Source organism: Pseudomonas sp. ACM7, from assembly GCF_004136015.1.
GTDB lineage: Bacteria > Pseudomonadota > Gammaproteobacteria > Pseudomonadales > Pseudomonadaceae > Aquipseudomonas > Aquipseudomonas frigoris.
The window spans coordinates 2,206,047-2,226,921 of record NZ_CP024866.1; the positions used below are offsets into that span (position 1 = coordinate 2,206,047).

The following is a 20,875-nucleotide window of genomic DNA, read 5'->3' on the forward strand; positions in this document are numbered from 1 at the left end:
CATCCAGGCGCCGCCGCGCTTGCGGTCGAAAGAGAACACCATGAAAGACACCATTCGCCAGCTGATCCAACAAGCCATCACCCAACTCGTCAACGAAGGTGTGTTGCCTGAAGGCCTGTCGCCGGCGATCCAGGTGGAAAACTCCCGTGACAAGACTCACGGCGATTTCGCCAGCAACATCGCGATGATGCTGGCCAAACCGGCCGGCATGAAGCCGCGCGACCTGGCAGAGAAAATCATCGCCGCGCTGCCGGCTGATGAAAACGTCACCAAGACCGAAATCGCCGGTCCCGGCTTCCTGAACTTCTTCCAGAACACCCAAGCCCTGGCCACTCGCCTGGACGCCGCCCTGGCCGACGCCCACATCGGCGTGCGCAAGGCCGGCCCGGCGCAGCGCACTGTCGTCGACCTGTCGGCACCGAACCTGGCCAAAGAGATGCACGTCGGCCACTTGCGCTCGACCATCATCGGCGACGGCGTTGCCCGGGTGCTGGAGTTCCTCGGCGACGAAGTCATCCGGCAGAACCACGTCGGCGACTGGGGCACCCAGTTCGGCATGCTGATGGCGTACCTCCAGGAAAACCCGATCACCAGCGACGAGCTGTCGGACCTGGAAAACTTCTACCGCGCGGCCAAACAACGCTTCGACGAATCCGAAGAGTTCGCAGATCGCGCCCGTGGCTTGGTGGTCAAGCTGCAAGCCGGCGACCCGGACTGCCTGGCGCTGTGGACCAAGTTCAAAGACATCTCGCTGTCGCACTGCCAGAAAATCTACGAACTGCTGAACGTCAAACTGACCATGGCCGACGTGATGGGCGAAAGCGCCTACAACGACGACCTGATCAACGTGGTCAACGACCTCAAGGCCGCTGGCCTGCTGGTCGAGAGCAACGGCGCCCAGTGCGTGTTCCTCGACGAGTTCAAGAACGCCGACGGCGACCCGCTGCCGGTGATCATCGTCAAGGCTGACGGCGGTTACCTCTACGCCACCACCGACCTGGCGGCCGTGCGTTACCGCAGTGGCAAGTTGAAGGCTGATCGCGCGCTGTACTTCGTCGACCAGCGTCAGGCCTTGCACTTCCAGCAAGTATTCCAGGTCGCGCGCCTGGCCGGTTTTGTGACGCATCCGATGGACATGGAACACATGGGCTTCGGCACCATGAACGGTAAAGATGGCCGTCCGTTCAAGACCCGTGATGGCGGCACCGTGAAGCTGATCGACCTGCTGACCGAAGCCCAGGAACGTGCCTACAACCTGGTGAAAGAAAAGAACCCTACACTTGCCGAAGACGAACTGCGCAACATCGCCAAGGTCGTGGGCATTGGCGCGGTGAAATACGCCGACCTGTCCAAGCACCGCACCAGCGACTACAGCTTCAACTTCGACCTGATGCTGAACTTCGAAGGCAACACCGCGCCGTACCTGCTGTACGCCTACACCCGCGTGGCCGGCGTGTTCCGCAAACTCGGCAAGGACTTCAGTGAAGTCGAAGGCCAGATCGTCCTCGAAGCTGCGCACGAACACGAATTGGCGGCGAAGCTCGCGCAGTTCGGCGAAGTGCTGAACAACGTTTCCGACAAAGGCACGCCGCACATCCTGTGCACCTACCTGTACGATGTCGCCGGCCTGTTCTCCAGTTTCTATGAGAACTGCCCGATCCTCAGCGCCGACACCCCGGCGCAAATGCAGAGTCGTCTGCGCCTCGCCGCGCTGACCGGTCGCACACTCAAGCAAGGCCTGGAACTCTTGGGTCTGGAAACTCTGGAGCGTATGTAAGTTGGCTGCCAAGAAAAAACCTGCACCCAAGCGTGGCGCCAGCCGTTACCAAGCTCCTGCAAAGCAACCGATCCCGGGCTGGCTGTGGATGGCCATCGGCCTGACAGTCGGCGCGTTTATTGTGTTCCTGATGAAACTGGAACCGGGCAAGGGCAGCGAGAGCGTCAAGCGCGAGAAGATCGAGCAGCAGAAAGCCACCAAGATCTCCGAGGCCAACAAGACCCCGCCGAGCCCGACGCAACCGGTGAAGCCGAAGTACGACTTCTACACGTTGCTGCCGGAATCGGAGGTCATCGTGCCGCCGGATGCCGTGCCGGAGAAAACCCTGCCGACGCCACAAGTGCCGGCCATTCCGACGACGCCGGTTACGCCAGAGCAAGCGGCGAAGATCGATACCGCGCGCGCTCAGGCAGCACTGGCCGGGATTACTCCGCCACCTGCGCCACCGGTGTCCAAAGCGGCGCCAGTGACCAAGTTCTTCCTGCAGGCCGGTTCGTTCCGCAAGGAAGCTGACGCGGACAAGGTTCGGGCGCAGATCATCTTGCTCGGTCAGGCTGTGGCGGTTGAATCCGGCACCGTGAAAGACGAAACCTGGTATCGGGTATTGGTCGGACCGTTCAGCAACCGCGAGCAACTGACCACCGCTCAGAAACAACTGTCCGGCGCAGGGTTCAGCAACCTGTTGTTACAACAACGCCAAAGCCGCTAACCCTCTGCCACCGCAGCTCCCGCAGGAGACACGAATCCTGTAGGAGCTGCCGCAGGCTGCGATCTTTTCAAGGTTTGCAGGGTGTTCCGTCTTACCCATCATCAAGACCAAGATCAAAAGATCGCAGCCTTCGGCAGCTCCTACGCGCCTCGCACCATTCGTCCCCTCTCCCTTCCTACAGTTGAAATACGCTCCACCACCCCCATATGAGTTGGCATAAGGCATTTTCGCCCCGCTGCGTGGAGACTCTCCCTTGACCACCATCGTTTCAGTTCGCCGCCACGGCAAAGTCGTCATGGGCGGCGACGGCCAGGTTTCTCTCGGCAATACCGTGATGAAAGGCAACGCGAAGAAAGTTCGCCGCCTGTACCACGGCCAGGTGATCGCCGGCTTTGCCGGGGCCACCGCTGACGCCTTCACCCTCTTCGAGCGTTTCGAAGGCCAGCTTGAGAAACATCAGGGCCACCTGGTTCGCGCCGCTGTCGAACTCGCCAAAGAATGGCGCACTGACCGCTCCCTCAGCCGCCTCGAGGCCATGCTCGCGGTCGCGAACAAAGACGCCTCTCTGATCATCACCGGCAACGGCGACGTGGTCGAACCCGAAGAAGGTCTGATCGCCATGGGTTCCGGCGGCGGCTACGCCCAGGCCGCCGCCAGCGCGCTGCTGAAGAAAACCGATCTGTCGGCCCGGGAAATCGTCGAAACCGCCCTCGGCATCGCCGGCGACATCTGTGTATTCACCAACCACACCTTCACCATTGAGGAGCAGGACCTCGCTGAGTAAGCCTGTTTTGGCCACCACGCCACGGCTCACTTTTACCTGAGGACCGCCAATTATTATGTCCATGACTCCCCGTGAAATCGTCCACGAACTCAATCGCCATATCATCGGCCAGGACGATGCCAAGCGCGCCGTCGCCATCGCGCTGCGTAACCGCTGGCGCCGGATGCAGCTGCCTGAAGAGCTGCGCGTTGAAGTCACGCCAAAAAACATCCTGATGATCGGCCCGACCGGTGTCGGTAAAACCGAGATTGCTCGTCGCCTGGCGAAACTGGCCAACGCACCGTTCATCAAAGTTGAAGCGACCAAGTTCACCGAAGTCGGCTATGTCGGCCGCGACGTTGAATCGATCATTCGTGACCTGGCCGACGCAGCGATCAAGCTGCTGCGCGAACAGGAAATGACCAAGGTTCGCCACCGCGCCGAAGACGCCGCCGAAGAACGCATCCTCGACGCCCTGCTGCCCCCGGCACGCATGGGCTTCAGCAGCAACGACGACGCCGCACCGTCGGCCGACTCCAACACCCGTCAGCTGTTCCGCAAGCGCCTGCGCGAAGGTCAGCTGGATGACAAAGAGATCGAAATCGAAGTCGCCGAAGTGACCGGTGTCGATATCTCCGCGCCACCGGGCATGGAAGAGATGACCAACCAGCTGCAGAGCCTGTTCGCCAACATGGGCAAGGGCAAACGCAAGAGCCGCAAGATCAAGGTCAAGGAAGCACTGAAACTGGTGCGTGACGAAGAAGCCGGCCGCCTGGTCAACGAAGAAGAGTTGAAGGCCAAGGCGCTGGAAGCGGTCGAGCAGCACGGCATCGTGTTCATCGACGAAATCGACAAGGTCGCCAAGCGCGGCAACACCGGTGGCGTAGACGTGTCCCGTGAGGGCGTACAGCGCGACTTGCTGCCGCTGATCGAAGGCTGCACCGTCAACACCAAACTGGGCATGGTCAAGACCGACCACATCCTGTTCATCGCGTCCGGTGCGTTCCACCTGAGCAAGCCGAGCGATCTGGTGCCTGAGCTGCAAGGTCGCCTGCCGATTCGTGTCGAACTCAAGGCCCTGACGCCTGAAGATTTCGAACGCATTCTCAGCGAGCCGCACGCGTCGCTCACCGAGCAGTATTGTGCCCTGCTGAAAACCGAAGGCCTGGTGATCGAATTCCTGCCGGACGGCATCAAGCGTATTGCCGAGATCGCCTGGCAGGTCAACGAGAAGACCGAGAACATCGGTGCCCGTCGCCTGCACACGCTGCTTGAGCGTCTGCTTGAAGAGGTGTCGTTCAGCGCCGGTGATCTGGCCAGCGCCCACGACGACAAGGCGATCCTGATCGACGCCGATTACGTCAATAGCCACCTCGGCGAATTGGCGCAGAACGAAGACCTGTCCCGTTATATCCTGTAAGCCATACTTACAAGTGAGCGCGGACCTGTGGGAGCGGGCTTGCTCGCGAAAGCGGTCTGACATTCAACATTGATGTTGAATGTTATGGCCCCTTCGCGAGCAAGCCCGCTTGCTCCCACATTTGAACCGAGCTCGCCCACACAAATGGATTGCCGGTCATGACCCAACTCCCCACCGATATCAAACTGCACAAAGCCTCGAAAACCCTGTCGCTGAAATACGCGTCCGGTGAGGAACATCACCTGCCCGCCGAGTTCCTGCGCGTGCACTCTCCTTCCGCCGAGGTCCAGGGCCACGGCAAACCTATCCTGCAATTTGGCAAGATCGGCGTAGGCCTGACCAAGGTAGAACCGGCCGGTCAGTACGCACTGAAATTGACCTTCGACGACGGCCACGACAGCGGCCTGTTCACCTGGGAATATCTGTACCAGCTGGGCGTGCGCCAAGAGGATCTCTGGAACGATTATCTTGCCGAACTCAAAGCCGCTGGAAAGACCCGCGATCCGAACGAATCCATCGTCAAGCTGATGCTCTAGCTCAGGCCTTTCGCTCATTAGAGGGCATTTTCTAATTCCATCTGTTTGAATGCTCCGCTTCCGGGCCGACGATTGGCCTGCTTGCGAAAAAAATTAAACTCGGGTAACCAATGGAGCTGGCAAGGTACCTGCAGTGCTCTCTGAACTAAAAAGCAGCGATGCAGAATTAACGGTCACCCGAGCAGTAGTACCTGGCATTGGCTGTGGACTGCACAGCTGGACCCAGGTACTCGTCTCAGGACAATGGAGCGTCGTAGATGAGTAACAAGAATAACGATGACTTGAAGTATCAGGCCTCGGAAAACACCTTGGGGCTGAATCCTGTCGTTGGGCTGCGTGGAAAGGATCTACTGGCTTCTGCTCGAATGGTGCTAAGGCAGGCCATCCGACAACCGATTCACAGCGCCAGGCATGTCGCCCATTTCGGTCTTGAACTGAAGAACGTGTTGTTCGGCAAGTCCGAGCTTCTACCGACAAGCGATGACCGTCGCTTCGCCGATCCGGCCTGGAGCCAGAACCCGCTCTACAAACGTTACTTGCAGACTTACCTGGCGTGGCGCAAGGAACTCCACGACTGGATCGGCGACAGCAACCTCTCGCCCAAGGACGTCGCTCGCGGGCATTTCGTGATCAACCTCATGACCGAAGCCATGGCCCCGACCAACAGTGCGGCCAACCCGGCGGCGGTCAAACGCTTCTTCGAAACCGGCGGCAAAAGCCTGCTCGACGGCCTGTCCCATCTGGCCAAGGACCTGGTGCACAACGGCGGTATGCCGAGCCAGGTCAACATGGGCGCGTTCGAGGTCGGCAAGAGCCTTGGCGTCACCGAAGGCGCGGTGGTGTTTCGCAATGACGTGCTGGAATTGATCCACTATCGGCCGACCACCGAGCAGGTGCATGAGCGCCCACTGTTAGTGGTGCCACCGCAGATCAACAAGTTCTATGTTTTCGACCTGAGCCCGGACAAGAGCCTGGCGCGCTTCTGCCTGCGCAACAACATGCAGACGTTCATCGTCAGCTGGCGCAACCCGACCAAGGAGCAGCGCGAGTGGGGTCTGTCGACCTATATCGAAGCGCTCAAGGAAGCAGTCGACGTGGTCACCGCGATCACCGGCAGCAAAGACATCAACATGCTCGGCGCCTGCTCTGGCGGCATCACCTGCACTGCCCTGCTGGGCCACTACGCCGCGATCGGCGAGAACAAGGTCAACGCCCTGACGCTGCTGGTCAGTGTGCTGGATACCACCCTGGACAGCGACGTGGCACTGTTCGTCGACGAGCAAACCCTCGAATCCGCCAAGCGCCACTCTTATCAGGCCGGCGTACTGGAAGGCCGTGACATGGCGAAAGTTTTCGCCTGGATGCGCCCCAACGACCTGATCTGGAACTACTGGGTCAACAATTACCTGCTGGGCAACGAACCGCCGGTTTTCGACATCCTGTTCTGGAACAACGACACCACACGGTTGCCCGCAGCGTTCCACGGCGACCTGATCGAGTTGTTCAAAACCAACCCTTTAATCCGTCCTGATGCACTGGAAGTGTGCGGCACACCGATCAATCTGAAGCAGGTCACTGCCGACATCTTCTCCCTGGCCGGCACCAACGACCACATCACCCCGTGGAAGTCCTGCTACAAGTCGGCGCAACTGTTCGGTGGCAAGGTTGAATTCGTGCTGTCCAGCAGCGGGCATATCCAGAGCATTCTGAACCCGCCGGGCAATCCGAAATCGCGCTACATGACCAGCACAGAGATGCCGGTCAAGGCTGAGGAGTGGCAAGAGAACTCCACCAAGCACACCGATTCCTGGTGGCTGCACTGGCAGGCATGGCAAGCCGAGCGTTCGGGCAAGCTGAAGAAGTCTCCGGGCAGTTTGGGCAACAAGGCTTATCCGGCGGGCGAAGCTGCACCGGGCACCTATGTGCATGAGCGATAACTGACACACCTCGCCCTCCTGTGGGAGCGGGCTTGCTCGCGAAAGCGATTGATCATTCAACAGTGATGTCTACTGACCTGACGCATTCGCGAGCAAGCCCGCTCCCACAGGGGATCGGGGGTGAAATTGAGACAGTGACCCACAGGGCCTGAAGCATGCCGCAACCGTTCATATTTCGTACCGTCGACCTGGATGGCCAGACCCTCCGCACGGCGGTACGCCCCGGCAAGCCTCACTTGACGCCCTTGCTGATTTTCAACGGCATCGGCGCCAACCTGGAGCTGGTGTTTCCGTTCGTCGCGGCGCTGGATCCCGACCTGGAAGTCATCGCCTTCGACGTCCCTGGTGTCGGCGGTTCGTCGACTCCAAGGCGACCGTATCGCTTTCCAGGCCTGGCGAAACTCACGGCGCGGATGCTCGACTATCTCGACTACGGGCAAGTCAATGTGATTGGCGTGTCGTGGGGTGGCGCCCTGGCCCAGCAGTTCGCTTACGACTATCCTGAGCGCTGCAAGAAACTCGTTCTGGCGGCCACGGCGGCTGGCACGGTGATGGTGCCGGGCAAGCCGAGAGTCCTGTGGATGATGGCCAGTCCACGACGCTACATCCAGCCGTCTCACGTGATTCGCATCGCGCCGATGATCTATGGCGGCGCGTTCCGTCGCGATCCAACCCTCGCCGCCAGCCATGCCGCCAAGGTCCGCTCGGCAGGCAAACTCGGTTACTACTGGCAGCTGTTCGCCGGCCTCGGCTGGACCAGCATTCACTGGCTGCACAAGATCCACCAGCCAACCTTGGTACTGGCCGGTGACGACGATCCACTGATTCCGTTGGTCAACATGCGGTTACTGGCCTGGCGGATTCCCAACGCCCAGTTGCACATCATCGATGACGGGCATCTGTTTTTGATTACCCGGGCCGAAGCAGTAGCACCGATCATCATGAAGTTTCTCGAGGAAGAACGTCAGCGTGCCGTGATGCATCCGCATCCGGCGCCATTGGGCGGCTAATCGGCCCTGGCTTTTGTTACAAAAAGGGGTCGGGAAGACGCAGCGCCGCGCAACATTCCGCAACAGCGTCTATGGTGTTCTGGTTCGGTGTATCTGTATTTGGCCTGAAGACGAAGGAGTGTTGATTCATGCGCGAAAAACCAGCGAGGGAATTTTTGCCCACTCCCGCCGCGTTCATCAACGCACAGAGTGCGATTACCGGCCTGCGTGGTCGGGATCTGTTTTCCACCCTGCGCAGCGTTGCCGCACATGGTTTGCGCAACCCGGTGCACACCGCCCGACACGCCTTGAAGCTGGGCGGTCAACTGGGCCGCGTACTGCTGGGCGAAACCCTGCACCCGACCAATCCGCAAGACAACCGCTTTGCCGACCCGGCGTGGAGCCTCAACCCTTTTTATCGCCGCAGTTTGCAGGCCTACCTGAGCTGGCAGAAGCAGGTCAAACACTGGATCGACGACAGCAACATGACCCCGGACGATCGCGCCCGGGCCCACTTTGCGTTCGCCTTGCTCAACGACGCCATGGCACCGTCCAACAGCCTGCTTAATCCGCTGGCGATCAAGGAGATCTTCAACTCCGGCGGCAACAGCCTGGTGCGAGGTATCAGCCACCTGGTCGACGACTTCCTGCACAACGACGGCTTGCCCAGACAAGTCACCAAGCAAGCTTTCGAGGTTGGCAAAACTGTCGCCACCACTACGGGCTCCGTGGTGTTTCGCAATGAGCTGCTGGAGTTGATCCAGTACAAGCCCATGAGCGAAAAGCAGTATTCCAAACCGCTGCTGGTGGTGCCGCCACAGATCAACAAGTACTACATTTTCGACCTGAGCCCGCACAACAGCTTCGTCCAGTTCGCCCTGAAGAACGGCCTGCAGACCTTCATGATCAGCTGGCGCAATCCGGATGTGCGTCATCGCGAATGGGGGCTGTCGACGTACGTTGAAGCCGTGGAAGAAGCGATGAATGTGTGCCGGGCGATCACCGGCGCTCGCGAAGTCAATCTGATGGGCGCCTGCGCTGGCGGGCTGACCATCGCCGCCCTGCAAGGTCACTTACAGGCCAAGCGACAACTTCGGCGGGTTTCCAGCGCGACCTATCTCGTGAGCCTGCTCGACAGTCAGATGGACTCGCCTGCGACCCTCTTCGCCGACGAACAGACGCTTGAAGCAGCCAAGCGTCGCTCCTATCAGAAAGGCGTGCTGGATGGTCGCGACATGGCCAAGATCTTCGCCTGGATGCGCCCCAACGATTTGATCTGGAACTATTTCGTTAACAACTACCTGTTGGGCAAGGAGCCGCCGGCGTTCGACATCCTTTACTGGAACAACGACAACACACGTTTGCCGGCAGCCCTCCATGGCGACTTGCTGGACTTCTTCAAACACAACCCGCTGAGTCATCCGGGAGGTCTGGAGGTGTGCGGCACGCCGATCGACTTGCAGAAAGTCAACGTCGACAGCTTCAGCGTCGCGGGCATCAATGACCACATCACCCCGTGGGATGCGGTGTATCGCTCGACCCTGCTGCTGGGTGGCGAGCGACGGTTCGTGTTGTCCAACAGCGGCCATGTACAGAGCATTCTCAACCCACCATCAAACCCGAAAGCCAACTTCGTCGAGAGCACGAAGCTGAGCGGTGACCCACGGGCCTGGTATTACGACGCCAAGCAAGTCGACGGCAGTTGGTGGACTCAGTGGCTGGGCTGGATTCAAGAACGTTCAGGCGCGCTAAAAGAAACCCACATGGCGCTCGGCAACCAGAACTATCCACCGATGGAGGCAGCACCCGGTACTTACGTGCGTGTGCGCTGACGTTCAACGAACCATTAAGAAGACTGGATGAAAACCCGCGACCGGATTCTCGAATGTGCTTTGCAGTTGTTCAATCAGAAGGGCGAGCCGAACGTCTCCACCATGGAAGTTGCCAACGAAATGGGCATCAGCCCGGGCAACCTCTACTACCACTTCCATGGCAAGGAACCGTTGATTCTCGGGCTGTTCGAGCGCTTCCAGGCCGAACTGGCGCCCCTGCTCGATCCACCGGCCGATGTGGAACTTGCACCAGAAGATTACTGGCTGTTCCTGCACCTGATCGTTGAGCGCCTGGCCCATTACCGGTTTCTGTTCCAGGACCTGTCGAACCTCGCCGGGCGCTTGCCGAAACTGGCCAAGGGCATACGCAACCTGCTCAACGCGTTGAAGCGCACACTGGCTTCGTTGCTCGCACGATTAAAGGCTCAGGGGCAATTGGTCAGCGACACCCAGGCGCTGGGGCAGCTGGTGGAACAGATCACCATGACGCTGCTGTTTTCGCTGGACTATCAGCGGATTCTTGATCGCGAGGGTGAGGTGAGATTGGTGGTGTACCAGATCATGATGCTGGTGGCGCCGCATTTGTTGCCGCCGATCAAGGTGGCGACGGAGCAACTGGCCCTTCAATACCTCGAAGAACACGAATAACCCCTGTGGGAGCGGGCTTGCTCGCGAAAGCGGTTTATTATTCAAAAATGATGTCGACTGACCAACCGCTTTCGCGAGCAAGCCCGCTCCCACAGTGGATCTGCGGTGTTCATTAATCTATGCATAAAAAAACGCCCGACCTTTGCAGGCCGGGCGTTTTCTTGAGCCCTGAAAATCAGGACTGACTGGTTGGCGTCGAAGGAGCTGGCGCGACAGTCGGGGTTACAGCAGGGATCGGCGCAGTAGCGGAGTTCGATGCACTGACCGGGGCCGGGGTTGCCGGTTTGGCGGCAGCCACTGCTGGTTTTGGTGCAGCCGCTTTCGCAGCTGCCGGCTTTTTCACCGCTGGTTTCTTCGCTGCGGCAGGTTTGGCCGCTGGCTTGGTAGCGGGTTTGGCCGCTGCAGTTTTGGCAGCCGGTTTAGCGGCTGGTTTTGCTGCTGCTTTGGCCGCTGGCTTGGCTGCTGCAGGTTTCGCTGCGGCAGTTTTGGCCGTTGGTTTAGCGGCAGCTTTAGCCAGTGGTTTGGCAGCCGACTTCGCCGCAGGTTTGGCCGCCGCGGTTTTCGCCGCAACAGGCGCCACCTTGGCACCGGTGAGTCTTTCGATTTGCTTGGTCAGGGTATCGACCTTGCTGTGCAGCGCTTTGACTTCATTGCGGCTCGGTACACCCAGGCGCGAAATGGCGCTGTTCAGACGCTTGTCGAAAGCCCCTTCCAGCTCATCCCACTTGCCCAGTGCGCGATCTTTCACGCCGCTGATGCGCGACTTGGCCGACGAAGCAGAGTCCTTGGCAGCATCGACTTTCTTGCCGACAGCGCTCTTGGTGAGCTTCTCGGCTTTCTCGCCGTCTTTAACCAATGTATCGAAGAGTTTGCTGCCGTCAGTGTCGATCTTCGAGTACACGCCTAGACCAGCCAGCCAGATTTTGCGGGAGTAGTCTTCGACTTTCCCGATCCACGAGCTGCCTTCTTTTTCAGTATTCTTTTTGCCAGCCATCCCGTTCTCCTTAAGATTTACGCGCGACGCGTTCGAGCAATGCCGTCAGCTCATCGAGCTTGGCAGAGAGTGTCTCAACGTCATGTTTAGACGGAATGCCGATACGATTCAAGGTACTTGCGACACGCGAGTCAAAAGCCTTCTCGACCTTGTCGAGCTGAACTTCGACCTTACCTTTGAAAGTAGTGACTTCACTCTTGGCTTCATCGATCTCGGCATTGGCCGCTTCAAGTTTCTCGGCAACTACTTTTTTGCCTTGCTTTTCAACAACTTGACCAGCCTTGATCAACTCTTGAAAGTACTCGCTGCCCTCTTGGCCGACCTTGGTGTAGGCACCCAGGCCTGCAAGCCAGATCTTGCGGGCATAAGATTTAACGTCGCTCAGAGCAGTCGTCGAAGCGTCGATTTTTTTCTTCAAAATAACTTTGGCCATGGTGCACCTCACGCGCAGAAGGTTTGAGGAACTGCCCGCGAAAGAGTCGGGCTCAGGCACAAAGTAGTGAGAATAATTAGAAACGGCACCCTAACAACTGACATGAATCGGTGGTGCCTTTTGGAAAAGATCGCAGCCTCGTTTCACTCGACAGCTCCTACACCGTCGCCCCTGTAGGAGCTGTCGAGTGAAACGAGGCTGCGATCTTTTCGGCATCACGCCAACGCTTTATCGAGGGCCTTTTCGATTTCCGATTTGATGGTGCCGCTCATGGCCGACATCAACAGGCCAAGTTCGACATCGACCTTGATCGAATCCTCGCCCACATACACCGCGCCTTTCACACCGGAACGCTTGAGGTTCAGGGTGTCGCCGGACCATTGCGGCTCCAGGCCATATTGCTCGGACAGTTTTTGCGCCAACTTGTCGGCCTTCTCGCGGGCCGCTGCCTTACCCAGGCCGTGGGAACGCTCAACACTAATACGGGCCATCGAATGACTCCTGCTTTATGAATACTTTCCTGAAGCATCTTGACCGCTACTGCGGCAAAACGTCCCGGTGGTTACCTATCTTACCTGCAGCCTTGCCAAGACAAAGCAGGCCACCGGGATTAGAATGTCCCGCATTCTCTTTTGGTGACAGCGATATGACTGATCAGCGCAAAGGCAGCGATGCCGAACCCACCACTCACTTCGGCTTCAAAAACGTTCCGGAAAGCCAAAAAGCGGAAAAAGTCGCTGAGGTTTTCCACTCGGTAGCCGCCAAGTACGACTTGATGAACGACCTCCTGTCGGGCGGCATGCACCGTCTGTGGAAGCGTTTCGCGATCGAGCTGTCGGGCGTTCGCACCGGTAACCGCGTGCTGGACATCGCCGGCGGTACCGGCGACCTGACCAAAAAGTTCTCGCACCTCGTTGGCCCGACCGGCCAGGTCGTGTTGGCCGACATCAACGAATCCATGCTCAAGGTCGGTCGTGACCGCCTGCTGGATCTGGGTGTGGCCGGCAACGTCGAATTCGTTCAGGCCGATGCTGAAAAGCTGCCGTTCCCGGACAACCATTTCGACTGCGTGACCATCGCTTTCGGCCTGCGCAACGTTACGCATAAAGAAGACGCCCTGCGCTCGATGCTGCGCGTGCTGAAACCGGGCGGCCGTTTGCTGGTGCTTGAGTTCTCCAAGCCAACCAACGCGCTGATGTCCAAAGCCTACGACGCCTACTCGTTCGCCTTCATGCCACTGATGGGCAAGCTGATCACCAACGACTCGGAAAGCTATCGTTACCTGGCCGAATCGATCCGCATGCACCCGAATCAGGAAACCCTGAAGTCGATGATGGTCGAGGCCGGTTTCGACCGCGTGACCTACCACAACATGACCGCAGGCATCGTCGCCCTGCACCGCGGCATCAAACCCTGATGTTGCTAGCCGGCCTGCTCGCCAGCGTTGAACTCGGTCTGAACCGGGTGCTGCGTCTCGACAGCACGGCGCTGCCGCGGCTGGCGCATTTGAGTGGCAAGGTGATTGCGGTCGACTGCCGCAGTCCGGCGCTGCAAGTGTTCATCCTGCCCAGCGACGAAGGCTTGATGCTGGCGTCCCACTGGGAAACCGGCGCCGACTGCACCTTGCGCGCACCGGCCTCCAGCCTGCTGAAACTGGCCATGAGCAAGGACAAAACTTCGGTCCTGCATGCTCCTGAAGTCGAACTCGACGGCGACAGCGGCGTGCTGCTGGAGCTGGCAGCGATCCTTCAGGACCTTGAACTGGACTGGGAGTACGAACTCTCGCGCTGGCTGGGACCTGTCGCCACGCAACTGCTCGGCGGTCACCTGCGTAGCCGCGCACGCTTTTATCAGCAAGGGTTCGCCAGCCTGAATCAGAACCTTGGCGAGTACCTGGCCGAAGAATCGCGCACCCTCGTCGGCCAGCGCGAAGCCGAAGCCCGTTTCAGTGAACTGGACCAGATCAAACTCGACCTGGAACGTCTCGAGGCGCGTTTTGAGCGCCTTTCCCGATCCCTCGACCCAAGCGATAACGCATGAAGCTGCTTGCCGTCCGCCGTTTGTTGCGCATCCAGCGCGTTGTGATTCGCTACCGCCTCGATGACCTGTTGTTCGCCCTGCCACTGCCGTGGTTTCTGCTGGCGCTGCGCTACGCCTTGCCGTGGCGCTGGTTCCCGCGCAAGACGCTGGACCTGAGCCGTGGCGCGCGATTGCGCTTGGCGTTGCAGGACTTGGGACCGATTTTCATCAAGTTCGGGCAAATCCTGTCCACCCGCCGCGACTTGCTGCCGGAAGACATCGCCGATGAGCTGATGAAACTGCAGGACCGCGTGCCGCCGTTCGACTCGCAAGTGTCGGTGAAGTTGATCGAAGAACAACTCGGCAAGAAAATCAGTGAAGTCTTCAGCCGTTTCGACGTAGAGCCGCTGGCTTCCGCCTCGGTGGCGCAGGTGCATGCCGCGCAGTTGAAAACCGGCGAAGAAGTGGTGGTCAAGGTCATCCGCCCGGGCCTCAAACCAATCATCGCGCAGGATCTGGCGTGGCTGTTCATCCTCGCCCGCGCCGCCGAAAAGCTTTCGGCCGACGCGCGCCTGCTGCACCCGGTGGACGTGGTCCTGGACTACGAAAAAACCATCTACGACGAACTCGACCTGCTGCGGGAGGCGGCCAACGCCAGCCAGTTGAAGCGCAACTTCGAAGGCTCGCCGCTGCTGTACGTGCCGCAAGTCTATTGGGACTGGTGCCGGCCGAAAGTGCTGGTGATGGAGCGCATCTACGGCATTCAGGTCACCGACCTGACAACCTTGGCCGACCAGCGCACCGACATGAAAATGCTCGCCGAACGTGGCGTCGAGATCTTCTTCACCCAGGTGTTCCGCGACAGCTTCTTCCACGCCGACATGCACCCCGGCAACATCTTCGTCAGCACCGTGAACCCGTGGAGCCCGCAGTACATTGCGATCGACTGCGGCATCGTCGGCAGCCTGACCCCGGAAGACCAGGACTACCTGGCGCGCAACCTGTTCGCGTTCTTCAAGCGTGACTACCGTCGTGTGGCGCAATTGCACATCGATTCGGGCTGGGTGCCGGCGGAAACCAAACTCAACGAATTCGAGGCGGCGATCCGCACCGTGTGCGAGCCGATCTTCGAAAAACCGTTAAAAGATATTTCTTTCGGCCAGGTGCTGATGCGCCTGTTCCAGACCGCCCGGCGCTTCAACATGGAAGTGCAGCCGCAGCTCGTATTGCTGCAAAAAACCCTGCTGAACATCGAAGGCCTGGGTCGTCAGCTGTACCCGGACCTCGATTTGTGGAACACCGCCCAGCCGTTCCTCGAACGCTGGATGCGTGAGCGCGTCAGCCCCAAAGCCTTGCTCGGCAACGTGCAGAGCCAGTTCGAGCAGTTGCCGCACCTGGCCAACATGGCCCGCGACCTGCTCGAGCGCATATCCCAGCCTCACGCCTACGACCCGCCACCACCGTGGCACCGCCGCAAGGACGATTGGCTGCTGCGACTGCTCGGCTGTGCACACCTGGCCGGCGGCACCATACTCGCTGCCGGTGGGCCGCTGAACGAACTGGGCCATTGGCCGGCCGGCATCATGGTGGCCGTCGGCTTGTATCTGGTCGTTCGCCGATAGCCAGCGCTCCCGCGCGCTGGCACACTGTTTCAACGCCTGCCCGACTAATGAAGTGTCGGGCCCGCTGTCGGAGTCGAAGATGAAAAACTGGCTGGACGAGATCAAGTGGGACGCCGATGGCCTGGTGCCGGCGATTGCCCAGGATCACAAGACTGGGCGCGTCCTGATGATGGCCTGGATGAACCGTGAAGCGCTGGAACTGACCGTTGCCGAGGACCGCGCCATTTACTGGTCACGTTCCCGCGGCAAGCTGTGGCGCAAAGGCGAAGAGTCCGGCCATGTGCAAACCCTGCATGAGATGCGTCTGGACTGTGACGCCGACGTGATCATCCTGATGGTCGAGCAGATCGGCGACATCGCTTGCCATACCGGCCGTCAGAGCTGCTTCTACCGCGTCTTCGAGAACGGCGACTGGAAAACCGTCGACCCGGTCCTGAAAGATCCGCACGCCATCTATAGCGCAGGACACACCCATGAGTGACACTCTGACCCGTCTGGCCCAAGTGCTGGAAGAGCGCAAAGGCGCCGCCGCCGACAGCTCGTATGTCGCCAGCCTGTACCACAAGGGCCTGAACAAGATTCTGGAAAAAGTCGGCGAAGAGTCGGTCGAAACCATCATTGCCGCCAAGGATGCCGCCATCAGCGGTGACTGCAGCGATGTGATCTACGAAACCGCCGATTTGTGGTTCCACAGCATGGTCATGCTCGCCCAACTGGGGCAGCATCCACAGGCTGTACTCGATGAACTGGACCGTCGTTTCGGTCTGTCCGGACACGCCGAGAAAGCCTCGCGCCCGTCCGCCTGAACAACTATTAGAGAGGAGCAGCAACATGGGCATTTTTGACTGGAAACACTGGATCGTCATCCTGGTTGTTGTCGTGCTGGTGTTCGGCACCAAGAAACTGAAAAACCTGGGCACTGACGTGGGTGAGTCGATCAAGGGCTTCAAAAAAGCCATGAACGATGAAGACAAGCCAGCTGACCCGACGGTAACCCCGGCCCAACCGGTTCCACCCGTTCAGCCACAGACCACACAGTCTGTGAACCAGCCGCACACCATCGATGTGCAGGCGCAAAAAGTCGAAGAGCCGATCCGCAAAGACGTGTGAGCACTGACTAATGTTTGGTATCAGCTTCTCTGAACTGCTGCTCGTCGGCCTCGTGGCCCTGCTGGTGCTGGGCCCTGAGCGTCTGCCGGGTGCTGCGCGCACCGCCGGCCTGTGGGTCGGCCGTCTGAAGCGCAGCTTCAACGCGATCAAACAGGAAGTTGAACGTGAAATCGGTGCCGACGAGATTCGTCGGCAGCTGCACAACGAGCACATTCTGTCGCTGGAACAGGAGGCGCGGAAGATTTTCACGCCGACTCAGCAGGAGGCTACACCGGTTCAGCCGGTTGAACCGGTGGCGGAGCAGACGATTCATGCTCCAGTCGCCGAGCCAGCACCTGTGGTAGCGGCTGTCGAATCCGCGCCCGTTGTTGCAGTGCCCCCGGTTGAACCCGTTACGCCTGCGGCTGCGCCTGTTGCGCCGACCCCACATGACCCAACATTGCCGCCGCGAGCCCCATGAGCGATCTCCCTGAAAACGACCAGCACATGCCGCTGGTTTCGCACCTCACCGAGTTGCGTACCCGTCTGCTGCGTTGTGTAGCGGCGATCTTCATCATCTTCGCCGGGTTGTTTGCCTTTACCCAGCAGATCTACACCTTCGTCTCCACGCCGCTGCGCGCGTACCTGCCGGCCGGCGCGACGATGATCGCCACCGACGTGTCGTCGCCGTTCCTGACGCCGCTGAAGCTGACCATGATGGTCTCGCTGTTCCTGGCGATCCCGGTGATCCTGCATCAGATCTGGGGCTTCATCGCACCGGGCCTGTACAAGCATGAGAAGCGCATCGCGGTGCCATTGTTGATGTCCAGCATCGTGCTGTTCTACACCGGCATGGCGTTCGCCTATTACCTGGTGTTCCCGTTGATCTTCAAGTTCTTCGCCGCCGCCACCCCGGCCGGCGTGGAAATGATGACTGACATCACCAGCTACCTCGACTTCGTCATGACGCTGTTCTTCGCCTTCGGCGTGGCGTTTGAAATTCCGGTGGCCGTGGTGCTGCTGGTGTGGATCGGCGTGGTCGACGTCAAATACCTGAAGAAAATCCGCCCGTACGTGGTCATCGGCTGCTTCGTGGTCGGCATGATCCTGACGCCACCGGACATCTTCTCGCAGACACTGTTGGCGGTACCGATGTGGCTGCTGTTTGAAATCGGCATCCTGTTCGGGAGCCTGATCAGCAAGCGCGGCGAGCACCCTGACGACCAACCGGCCGACGATCACAACGACCAGCCACCAGCGACTCAACCGTGAACCTGCTGCTGCTCGAAGAGGCCGACTTCATTGCGGCCGACCGGGCGATCCTGCGTGATCGCCGGTTGACGCACATGCAAGAAGTCCACCGCTCGGTTGTCGGCGACAGCCTGCGGGTCGGGCGTATCGGCGGGCTAATGGGTTCGGCCGAACTGCTGCGCCTGGACGCCGATGAAGCCGAATTGCGCGCCACCCTCGACCAGCCAGCACCCGCCAAGCTGCCACTGACCCTGATACTGGCCCTGCCACGCCCGAAAATGCTGCGTAGGGTGTTTCAGACCGTGGCGGCCATGGGTGTACCACGAATCATTCTGGTGAACAGCTATCGCGTCGAGAAGAGCTTCTGGCAAACCCCGTTCCTGGAGCCCGAGGCGATTCGCGAGCAGTTGATCCTCGGCCTCGAACAGGCCCGGGACAGTGTGTTGCCGGAAATCGTCATTGAGAAACGCTTCAAGCCGTTCGTCGAAGACCGTCTGCCGGCAATCACCGAGGGCACCCTCGGCCTCGTCGGCCACCCCGGCCATTACCCGCCCTGCCCTCGTGGCCTGGCCGAACCGGTGACCCTGGCCATCGGCCCCGAAGGGGGCTGGATTCCTTACGAAATCGACCTGCTCGGCAAGGCCGGCCTGCAACCGGTACAGCTCGGCGACCGAATCCTGCGGGTCGAAACCGCCGTCACTGCGCTGCTCGCCCGCCTCTTCTGACACCGCACCACCCTGTGTAGGAGCTGCCGAAGGCTGCGATCTTTTGATCTTGATCTGTGCCGATCTCGCGGCTGCCAGGATCAAAAGATCGCAGCCTTCGGCAGCTCCTACAGATTCTCGTCATCCGGCCGATACAGTTCCCATAAAACCAATGAGTGGTCCTGGGGAGTAGCAGCATGTACCGATGGCTAGCCGAGAAACTGGGGAACGTCAGCGTCAATCGCAAACTGGGTGTCGGCTTCGGTCTGGTGCTGCTTCTTACCTTGTTGATCACCTTCACCGGCTGGACCGGCCTGAGCGGCGTGATGAGTCGCGGCGATAAGCTGGGGTTTATTGCCAGCCTCAATGACCTGACCAAAGACCTGCGCGTGGCCCGCCTGGAATACGAAATGCGTCGGGGCGAACAAGGCCCCGGTGCGGTCAACGACCTGCTTGGCCAACTCGATACCGGCCTGAAAACCGCACGCACGTTGATCGAACAACCGGCCGACGTGGCGATGATCGACCAGCAACTGGCCGCCGTCAGTGAGTACAAACAAGCCTTCACCGCCATGACCCAGGCCGGCGCCACCCGCGAAGACGCCCGCGGCAAACTAGGCGCCACCGCCGACAACGCCGTGGCCCGTGTCGCCGACGTCGAAAAATCCATGCTGCAAGGTGACAGCGTCGCCGATTTCAACAGCGTGATCGACCTGAGCAAACTGATCCAGCAAGCACGCTTCCAGGTGCGCGGTTACACCTACAGCGGCAAAACCGAAGCCGAGCAACCGGCGCTGGACGCCATCGACAACGCGCTGAAAAACCTCGAAAGCCTGCCCTCCAAACTGCCGGAACAGCACATCGCCAACCTGCAGCAGGCCACTGACTCGCTCAAGGCCTATCGCGCCGCCGTCAGCCAGTTCCGTGACTCTCAGGTTGCCAGCGCTGCCGCGCTCAAACGCATGGCCGTACAAGGCGACATCCTGTTCGACGCCAGCAAAAAACTCACCGTATCGCAAACCATCGTCCGTGACACCGACGCCGCGCACGCCAAAAACCTGCTGCTGCTGGCCACCGCCCTGGCGCTGGCCTTCGGCATGCTTGCCGCGTGGGCCATCACTCGCCAGATCGTGATTCCCCTGAGCCAGACCCTCAAAGTGGCGGAGCGCGTTGCTGCCGGCGACCTGACCCAAAACCTTATCTCTGAACGTCAGGACGAACTCGGTCAGCTACAGCGCGCCATGCAAAGCATGACCCTGGGCCTGCGCGAGTTGATTGGCGGCATCAGTGACGGCGTCACGCAAATCGCCAGTGCCGCCGAACAGCTGTCGGCAGTCACCGAGCAGACCAGCGCCGGGGTCAACAGCCAGAAGGTCGAAACCGACCAGGTGGCCACCGCCATGAATGAAATGACCGCCACCGTGCAGGAAGTCGCGCGTAACGCCGAAGAAGCCTCCGAAGCCGCCGTCGCCGCCGACCAGCAGGCCCGCGAAGGTGACAAAGTGGTCGGCGAAGCCATCGCCCAGATCGAGCGCCTGGCCAAAGAAGTCGGCAACTCCACCGAGGCCATGGATCATCTCAAACGCGAAAGCGACAAGATCGGCAGCGTGCTCGACGTGATCAAATCCGTGGCCCAGCAAACCAACCTGCTGGCCCTCAACGCCGCCATCGAGGCCGCCCGTGCCGGTGAGGCCGGACGTGGTTTTGCGGTGGTCGCCGACGAAGTCCGCAGCCTGGCCCAGCGTACCCAGAAGTCAACCGAAGAAATCGAAGAGCTGATCGTCGGCCTGCAAACCGGCACCCAGCAAGTGGCGACCATCATGGACAACAGCCGCAGCCTGACCGACAGCAGCGTCGAACTGACCCGCCGCGTCGGTGGCTCGCTGGAAAGTATTACCCGCACCGTCTCGGCGATTCAGTCGATGAACCAGCAGATCGCCGCCGCGGCCGAGCAGCAGAGCGCGGTGGCCGAAGAGATCAATCGTAGCGTGCTGAACGTGCGCGACGTGTCCGAGCAGACCTCGGCCGCCAGTGAAGAGACCGCGGCGTCTAGCGTTGAGCTGGCGCGGCTGGGGACGCATCTGCAGATGCTGGTGGGACGGTTCAAGGTTTAAGGTGATACGAATGCCTCGGTTCGCTTGGGACCGAGGTG

The 20,875-nt window shown here is 60.0% G+C and carries 22 protein-coding genes and 1 pseudogene; 20 read left to right on the forward strand and 3 right to left on the reverse strand.

The genetic code is table 11. The features are described from left to right. Positions 1-40 precede the first annotated feature (40 nt). The 9 genes from argS to CUN63_RS10395 all read left to right on the forward strand — a co-directional run bounded on the left by argS (position 41) and on the right by CUN63_RS10395 (position 10,611). The gene (argS, locus tag CUN63_RS10355; RefSeq protein ID WP_129439168.1) at positions 41-1,777 is read left to right on the forward strand and encodes an arginine--tRNA ligase; all 1,737 of its coding nucleotides are present in this window, start codon (positions 41-43) and stop codon (positions 1,775-1,777) included. A gap of 1 nt (position 1,778) precedes the next feature. Then, positions 1,779-2,486, forward strand: a complete 708-nt coding sequence (locus CUN63_RS10360; protein WP_129439170.1) for an SPOR domain-containing protein — start codon at positions 1,779-1,781, stop codon at positions 2,484-2,486. A 253-nt stretch (positions 2,487-2,739) separates the two neighbouring features. Continuing rightward, positions 2,740-3,270 carry an ATP-dependent protease subunit HslV gene (gene hslV / locus CUN63_RS10365; protein ID WP_007899242.1) on the forward strand — a complete coding sequence of 177 codons (531 nt, stop codon included), beginning with the start codon at positions 2,740-2,742 and terminating at the stop codon, positions 3,268-3,270. A 55-nt stretch (positions 3,271-3,325) separates the two neighbouring features. Further along, positions 3,326-4,669: an ATP-dependent protease ATPase subunit HslU gene (gene hslU, locus CUN63_RS10370; RefSeq protein WP_129439172.1), complete on the forward strand. Its 1,344-nt coding sequence runs from the start codon at positions 3,326-3,328 to the stop codon at positions 4,667-4,669. Between the two features lie 158 nt (positions 4,670-4,827). Beyond that, on the forward strand, positions 4,828-5,205 hold the full coding sequence (locus CUN63_RS10375) for a gamma-butyrobetaine hydroxylase-like domain-containing protein (protein WP_008149540.1): 378 nt from the start codon (positions 4,828-4,830) through the stop codon (positions 5,203-5,205). Positions 5,206-5,462: 257 nt separating this feature from the next. Further along, a complete protein-coding gene (gene phaC, locus CUN63_RS10380) occupies positions 5,463-7,142 on the forward strand; it encodes a class II poly(R)-hydroxyalkanoic acid synthase (protein WP_129439174.1) in 1,680 nt (559 codons plus the stop codon). Between the two features lie 155 nt (positions 7,143-7,297). Then, the gene (gene phaZ, locus CUN63_RS10385) at positions 7,298-8,152 is read left to right on the forward strand and encodes a poly(3-hydroxyalkanoate) depolymerase (RefSeq protein ID WP_129439177.1); all 855 of its coding nucleotides are present in this window, start codon (positions 7,298-7,300) and stop codon (positions 8,150-8,152) included. A 128-nt stretch (positions 8,153-8,280) separates the two neighbouring features. Next, positions 8,281-9,963 carry a class II poly(R)-hydroxyalkanoic acid synthase gene (gene phaC / locus CUN63_RS10390; RefSeq protein WP_129439179.1) on the forward strand — a complete coding sequence of 561 codons (1,683 nt, stop codon included), beginning with the start codon at positions 8,281-8,283 and terminating at the stop codon, positions 9,961-9,963. Positions 9,964-9,990: 27 nt separating this feature from the next. Continuing rightward, positions 9,991-10,611 carry a TetR/AcrR family transcriptional regulator gene (locus CUN63_RS10395; protein WP_033055348.1) on the forward strand — a complete coding sequence of 207 codons (621 nt, stop codon included), beginning with the start codon at positions 9,991-9,993 and terminating at the stop codon, positions 10,609-10,611. 175 nt (positions 10,612-10,786) lie between these two features. Here the strand turns inward: CUN63_RS10395 and CUN63_RS10400 are convergent, their stop codons facing one another. The 3 genes from CUN63_RS10400 to CUN63_RS10410 form a co-directional block, all read right to left on the reverse strand. Further along, positions 10,787-11,605: a phasin family protein gene (locus tag CUN63_RS10400; RefSeq protein WP_129439181.1), complete on the reverse strand. Its 819-nt coding sequence runs from the start codon at positions 11,603-11,605 to the stop codon at positions 10,787-10,789. A gap of 10 nt (positions 11,606-11,615) precedes the next feature. Further along, positions 11,616-12,038 (reverse strand): phasin family protein, encoded by a 423-nt coding sequence (locus CUN63_RS10405; protein ID WP_129439183.1) that lies wholly within the window; start codon positions 12,036-12,038, stop codon positions 11,616-11,618. A 215-nt stretch (positions 12,039-12,253) separates the two neighbouring features. Further along, positions 12,254-12,529 carry a polyhydroxyalkanoic acid system family protein gene (locus CUN63_RS10410; RefSeq protein ID WP_129439185.1) on the reverse strand — a complete coding sequence of 92 codons (276 nt, stop codon included), beginning with the start codon at positions 12,527-12,529 and terminating at the stop codon, positions 12,254-12,256. 155 nt (positions 12,530-12,684) lie between these two features. Here CUN63_RS10410 and ubiE point away from each other — a divergent pair, with 155 nt between their 5' ends. The 11 genes and pseudogenes from ubiE to CUN63_RS32715 all read left to right on the forward strand — a co-directional run bounded on the left by ubiE (position 12,685) and on the right by CUN63_RS32715 (position 20,837). Further along, complete coding sequence (gene ubiE / locus CUN63_RS10415) at positions 12,685-13,455, forward strand: bifunctional demethylmenaquinone methyltransferase/2-methoxy-6-polyprenyl-1,4-benzoquinol methylase UbiE (RefSeq protein WP_007948968.1); 771 nt, start codon at positions 12,685-12,687, stop codon at positions 13,453-13,455. Beyond that, the gene (locus CUN63_RS10420; RefSeq protein WP_129439187.1) at positions 13,455-14,078 is read left to right on the forward strand and encodes an SCP2 domain-containing protein; all 624 of its coding nucleotides are present in this window, start codon (positions 13,455-13,457) and stop codon (positions 14,076-14,078) included. The genes ubiE and CUN63_RS10420 overlap by 1 nt, the downstream gene beginning before the upstream one ends. Then, a complete protein-coding gene (gene ubiB / locus CUN63_RS10425) occupies positions 14,075-15,679 on the forward strand; it encodes a ubiquinone biosynthesis regulatory protein kinase UbiB (RefSeq protein WP_129439189.1) in 1,605 nt (534 codons plus the stop codon). The genes CUN63_RS10420 and ubiB overlap by 4 nt, the downstream gene beginning before the upstream one ends. A 79-nt stretch (positions 15,680-15,758) precedes the next feature. Beyond that, the gene (gene hisI / locus CUN63_RS10430) at positions 15,759-16,160 is read left to right on the forward strand and encodes a phosphoribosyl-AMP cyclohydrolase (RefSeq protein ID WP_129439191.1); all 402 of its coding nucleotides are present in this window, start codon (positions 15,759-15,761) and stop codon (positions 16,158-16,160) included. Further along, positions 16,153-16,485, forward strand: a complete 333-nt coding sequence (locus CUN63_RS10435) for a phosphoribosyl-ATP diphosphatase (RefSeq protein ID WP_007899279.1) — start codon at positions 16,153-16,155, stop codon at positions 16,483-16,485. The genes hisI and CUN63_RS10435 overlap by 8 nt, the downstream gene beginning before the upstream one ends. Positions 16,486-16,510: 25 nt before the next feature. Then, positions 16,511-16,789 (forward strand): twin-arginine translocase TatA/TatE family subunit, encoded by a 279-nt coding sequence (locus CUN63_RS10440; RefSeq protein WP_129439192.1) that lies wholly within the window; start codon positions 16,511-16,513, stop codon positions 16,787-16,789. Between the two features lie 10 nt (positions 16,790-16,799). Beyond that, positions 16,800-17,249, forward strand: a complete 450-nt coding sequence (tatB, locus tag CUN63_RS10445) for a Sec-independent protein translocase protein TatB (RefSeq protein WP_129439194.1) — start codon at positions 16,800-16,802, stop codon at positions 17,247-17,249. Next, entirely contained in the window at positions 17,246-18,040 is a 795-nt protein-coding gene (tatC, locus tag CUN63_RS10450; RefSeq protein WP_129439196.1) for a twin-arginine translocase subunit TatC, read from the forward strand. Before tatB ends, tatC begins: the two co-directional genes overlap by 4 nt. Then, entirely contained in the window at positions 18,037-18,744 is a 708-nt protein-coding gene (locus tag CUN63_RS10455) for a 16S rRNA (uracil(1498)-N(3))-methyltransferase (RefSeq protein ID WP_129439197.1), read from the forward strand. The genes tatC and CUN63_RS10455 overlap by 4 nt, the downstream gene beginning before the upstream one ends. Positions 18,745-18,920: 176 nt before the next feature. Continuing rightward, positions 18,921-19,979 (forward strand): annotated as a pseudogene (locus CUN63_RS32710) (methyl-accepting chemotaxis protein); the annotation flags it as partial. A gap of 144 nt (positions 19,980-20,123) precedes the next feature. Continuing rightward, complete coding sequence (locus tag CUN63_RS32715) at positions 20,124-20,837, forward strand: methyl-accepting chemotaxis protein (RefSeq protein ID WP_371928232.1); 714 nt, start codon at positions 20,124-20,126, stop codon at positions 20,835-20,837. Positions 20,838-20,875: the final 38 nt, after the last annotated feature.